Annotated in this window: 2 protein-coding genes; one reads left to right on the forward strand and one right to left on the reverse strand. The window is 69.0% G+C overall.

The window, feature by feature from the left end:
• Positions 1-147 precede the first annotated feature (147 nt).
• Positions 148-2,862 carry an aconitate hydratase AcnA gene (gene acnA / locus ACFXBC_RS15945; protein WP_385023897.1) on the reverse strand — a complete coding sequence of 905 codons (2,715 nt, stop codon included), beginning with the start codon at positions 2,860-2,862 and terminating at the stop codon, positions 148-150.
• 541 nt (positions 2,863-3,403) lie between these two features.
• On the opposite strand from acnA, the gene ACFXBC_RS15950 reads away from it, so the two are divergent.
• Positions 3,404-4,933, forward strand: coding sequence for a helix-turn-helix domain-containing protein (locus tag ACFXBC_RS15950; protein ID WP_385023899.1), 1,530 nt, complete (start codon positions 3,404-3,406; stop codon positions 4,931-4,933).
• Positions 4,934-5,043 lie beyond the last annotated feature (110 nt).

Below are 5,043 nucleotides of genomic sequence, written 5' to 3' on the forward strand. Positions count from 1 at the left end.
CTCACGCCCCCGCCCACCCCCACCACCACAACCTAGACCCCGCCCCCCCCCCAGCCCCCCCCCCCCCCACGCCCGCCCCCCCCCCCGCGGGCGCCCCCCGGCCCCCCCCCCCCTTCGGTGGACCCGGGGCCTCGCGGCCCGTCCGTACTACTTGCGGATCAGGTTGCGCAGCACGTACTGCATGATGCCGCCGTTGCGGTAGTAGTCCGCCTCACCGGGGGTGTCGATACGGACGACCGCGTCGAACTCCACACCGGTGTCGGTGGTGACCTTGACCGTACGGGGCGTGGTGCCGTTGTTCAGCTCGGTCACCCCGGTGAAGGAGAAGGTCTCCTGGCCGTTCAGGCCGAGCGACTCGGCGGTCTGGCCCTCCGGGAACTGGAGCGGCAGGACGCCCATGCCGATGAGGTTCGAGCGGTGGATGCGCTCGTACGACTCGGCGATGACGGTGCGGACGCCGAGCAGCGCGGTGCCCTTGGCCGCCCAGTCGCGGGACGAGCCGGAGCCGTACTCCTTGCCGGCCAGGACGGTCAGCGGGATGCCGGCGGCCTGGTAGTTCTGGGAGGCGTCGTAGATGAACGACACCGGCCCGTCCGGCTGGGTGAAGTCGCGGGTGTAGCCGCCCTCGGTGCCCGGCGCGATCTGGTTGCGCAGGCGGATGTTGGCGAAGGTGCCGCGGATCATGACCTCGTGGTTACCACGGCGCGAGCCGTAGGAGTTGAAGTCGCGGCGCTCGACGCCGTGCTCCGTGAGGTACTTGCCGGCCGGGGTGTCGGCCTTGATGGCGCTGGCCGGGGAGATGTGGTCGGTGGTGACCGAGTCGCCCAGCTTGGCGAGGACCCGGGCGCCGGTGATGTCCTCGACCGGGGCGGGATCCATCGTCATGCCCTCGAAGTAAGGGGGCTTGCGGACGTAGGTGGACTCGGCGTCCCACTCGAAGGTGTTGCCGGTCGGGATGGACAGCGCCTGCCACTGGGCGTCACCCGCGAAGACGTCCTGGTAGGACTTGTTGAACATGTCCTCGCCGATGGTGTTCGCCACGACGTCGTTGACCTCGGCCTCGGTGGGCCAGATGTCCTTGAGGTGGACCTCGTTGCCGTCCTGGTCGGTGCCGAGCGAGTCCTTGGTGATGTCCACCTTCATGGAGCCCGCGATGGCGTACGCGACGACGAGCGGCGGGGACGCCAGGTAGTTCATCTTGACGTCGGGGTTGATGCGCCCCTCGAAGTTGCGGTTGCCGGAGAGCACCGACGTCACGGCCAGGTCGTGGTCGTTGACGGCCTTGGAGACCTCATCGGGCAGCGGGCCCGAGTTGCCGATGCAGGTGGTGCAGCCGTAGCCGACGAGGTTGAAGCCGACCTTGTCGAGGTACGGGGTGAGCCCGGCCTTGTCGAAGTAGTCGGTGACGACCTTGGAGCCCGGGGCGAGGGTGGTCTTGACCCACGGCTTGCGGGTCAGGCCCTTCTCGACGGCCTTCTTCGCGACGAGCGCGGCGGCGACCATCACGTACGGGTTCGAGGTGTTGGTGCAGGAGGTGATCGCGGCGACGGTGACGGCGCCGTGGTCGATCTCGTACGTCGAACCGTCGGGGGCCGTGACCGTGGTCGGGCGGCTCGGCACACCGTTGTGGGTGGCCGGAGCGTCGGATGCCGGGAAGGACTCCTTGCCGGACTCCTCGTCCTCGGAGACGTAGTTGCGGACGTCCTGGGCGAACTGCGCCTTGGCGTTGGCGAGGACGATGCGGTCCTGGGGGCGCTTCGGGCCGGCGATGGAGGGGACGACCGTGGCGAGGTCGAGCTCCAGCTTCTCGGAGAAGTCGGGCTCGGCGGCCGGGTCGAGCCAGAGGCCCTGCTCCTTGGAGTACGCCTCGACGAGCGCGACCTGCTTCTCGTCACGGCCGGTCAGCCGCAGGTAGTTCAGCGTCTCGGCGTCGATCGGGAAGATCGCGGCGGTGGAGCCGAACTCGGGCGACATGTTGCCGATGGTGGCGCGGTTCGCGAGCGAGGTGGCGGCGACGCCCTCACCGTAGAACTCGACGAACTTGCCGACGACGCCGTGCTTGCGCAGCATCTCGGTGATCGTGAGGACCAGGTCGGTGGCGGTGGTGCCCGGGTTCAGCTCGCCGGTCAGCTTGAAGCCGACGACGCGCGGGATGAGCATCGAGACCGGCTGGCCGAGCATGGCGGCCTCGGCCTCGATACCGCCGACGCCCCAGCCCAGCACGCCCAGGCCGTTGACCATGGTGGTGTGCGAGTCGGTGCCGACGAGGGTGTCGGGGTACGCCTGGCCGTTGCGGACCATGACGGTGCGGGCCAGGTGCTCGATGTTCACCTGGTGGACGATGCCGGTGCCCGGCGGGACGACCTTGAACTCGTCGAAGGCGGTCTGGCCCCAGCGCAGGAACTGGTAGCGCTCCTTGTTGCGGCCGTACTCCAGCTCGACGTTCTGCGTGAAGGAGTCCGTCGTGCCGAACTTGTCGGCGATGACGGAGTGGTCGATGACCAGCTCGGCCGGGGCCAGCGGGTTGATCTTGTCGGCGTCCCCGCCGAGCTCCTTCACGGCCTCACGCATGGTGGCGAGGTCGACCACGCAGGGCACACCGGTGAAGTCCTGCATGATCACGCGGGCCGGCGTGAACTGGATCTCCCGGCTCGGCTGGGCCTGCGAGTCCCAGCCGCCCAGCGCCCGGATGTGGTCGGCGGTGATGTTCGCGCCGTCCTCGGTACGCAGCAGGTTCTCCAGCAGCACCTTCAGGCTGTAAGGGAGGCGCGCGGAGCCCTCGACCTTGTCCAGCTTGAAGATCTCGTACGACTCGTCGCCCACGCGCAGCGTGCTGCGGGCGTCGAAGCTGTTCGCCGACACGACAGTCTCCTTCATCAAAGTGCGCGTTCTGCCGCGCCGCGCCTCATCTGCGGCCGGCGCCGCGTGGTGCCGCCTTCGGCTGCCCGGCCATCCGCTACAGTGAGGATTAGTTAGGTAACCCTTACCGAGTGACGGCCGCGATGCGCCTCGGCAGATATCTCGATGTCGAGATAACTCTAGTACACGTCCGCGCGGAGGTCATGCGGGGCTGCCCGTCACCGCCCACCGCGCGGCAGGGGCGGCTTCGGCGCCTGCCCTTCGCGCGGGACGGCGGCGGGCTCCTCGGGGGCCTGGCGCGTCCGCCCCAGCCGCCTACCCCGCCCGGCGCGGCAGGAACACCCGCGCGGCCGCTTGCGGCGAGGGTCACCGCAGGGGCGGACCACAACCGGAGCGGGGGCGGAGCGGGGCCGGATCGTGACCGGTCCGCGGCCCGCGCCACCTCACCCGGAACCCCCACCGCCATCCCGCCCGCCATCTCGCCATCACTCCAATGGCCCACCCGGAAGAGTCGGCATCTCATATGTGAGATAGCGTCTGGCGCATGGCAGATGACTACCTCGTACGCATCGGCAAGCTCATCCGTGACGCCCGTCAGCACCGGGGCTGGACACAGACTCAGCTGGCCGATGCGCTCGCCACAAGCCAGAGCGCCGTGAACCGCATCGAACGCGGAAACCAGAACATCAGCCTTGAGATGATCGCCCGTATCGGCGAGGCACTCGACAGCGAGATCGTCTCGCTGGGCTACGCCGGTCCGATGCATCTGCGGGTGGTCGGCGGACGCCGGCTCTCCGGCGCGATCGACGTCAAGACGAGCAAGAACGCCTGTGTGGCGCTGCTCTGCGGCTCGTTGCTCAACAAGGGGCGGACGGTGCTGCGCAGAGTCGCGCGCATCGAGGAGGTGTACCGCCTCCTTGAGGTGCTCAACTCCATCGGTGTACGCACCCGTTGGATCAACGACGGCAAGGACCTGGAGATCGCCCCGGGCTCCGATGTGGACATGGCCGCCATCGACGCGTCGGCCGCGCGGCGCACCCGGTCGATCATCATGTTCCTCGGCCCGCTGCTCCACCGCCTGGACAGCTTCAAGCTGCCGTACGCGGGCGGCTGCGACCTGGGCACCCGCACCATCGAGCCCCATATGATCGCGCTGCGCCGCTTCGGGCTGGAGATCACCGCCACCGAGGGGCTCTACCACGCACAGGTGGAGCGGGGCGCCACCCCCGACCGCCCGATCGTGCTGACCGAGCGGGGCGACACGGTGACCGAGAACGCGCTGCTCGCGGCGGCGCGCAGCGACGGTGTGACCGTCATCCGCAACGCGTCCTCCAACTACATGGTCCAGGACCTGTGCTTCTTCCTGGAGGCGCTGGGCGTACGCGTCGACGGCGTCGGCACGACGACGCTCACCGTGCACGGGGTGCCGGACATCGATGTGGATGTCGACTACTCCCCCTCCGAGGACCCGGTCGAGGCGATGAGTCTGCTCGCCGCCGCCGTGGTGACGGAGTCGGAGCTGACGATCCGCCGGGTCCCCGTCGAGTTCATGGAGATCGAACTCGCGGTCCTGGAGGAGATGGGTCTCGACCACGACCGCGGCGCCGAGTACGCGGCCGACAACGGGCGCACCCGGCTGGTGGACCTGACCGTGCGGCCCTCCAAGCTCGAAGCGCCGATCGACAAGATCCACCCGATGCCCTTCCCCGGGCTCAACATCGACAACGTCCCGTTCTTCGCGGCCATCGCGGCGGTCGCACAGGGCCAGACCCTGATCCACGACTGGGTCTACGACAACCGCGCGATCTATCTGACGGACCTCAACCGGCTGGGCGGCAGGCTGCAACTCCTCGACCCGCACCGGGTCCTGGTGGAGGGGCCGACCCGGTGGCGCGCGGCCGAGATGATGTGCCCGCCGGCGCTGCGACCCGCAGTGGTGGTGCTGCTGGCGATGATGGCGGCCGAGGGCACGTCGGTGCTGCGCAACGTGTACGTGATCAACCGCGGCTACGAGGAACTGGCCGAGCGGCTCAACTCGGTGGGCGCGCAGATCGAGATCTTCCGGGACATCTGACGGGCGGGGGGGGGGGGGGGCGGGCGGGGGGAGTCGAACGGGGGCGCCCCACACAGGGCAGGTCTTGTCAAAGAGCACGAAGCGGCACAATAAAGAGAACGCAAGGACAT

This window comes from Streptomyces sp. NPDC059398 (genome assembly GCF_042751845.1).
In the GTDB taxonomy this organism is placed as follows: Bacteria; Actinomycetota; Actinomycetes; order Streptomycetales; family Streptomycetaceae; genus Streptomyces.

What these genes read in the sequence shown, in the direction of transcription:
- ACFXBC_RS15950 (WP_385023899.1), top strand. Translation starts at nt 3,404, where the DNA reads ATGGCAGATGACTACCTCGTACGCATCGGCAAGCTCATCCGTGACGCC.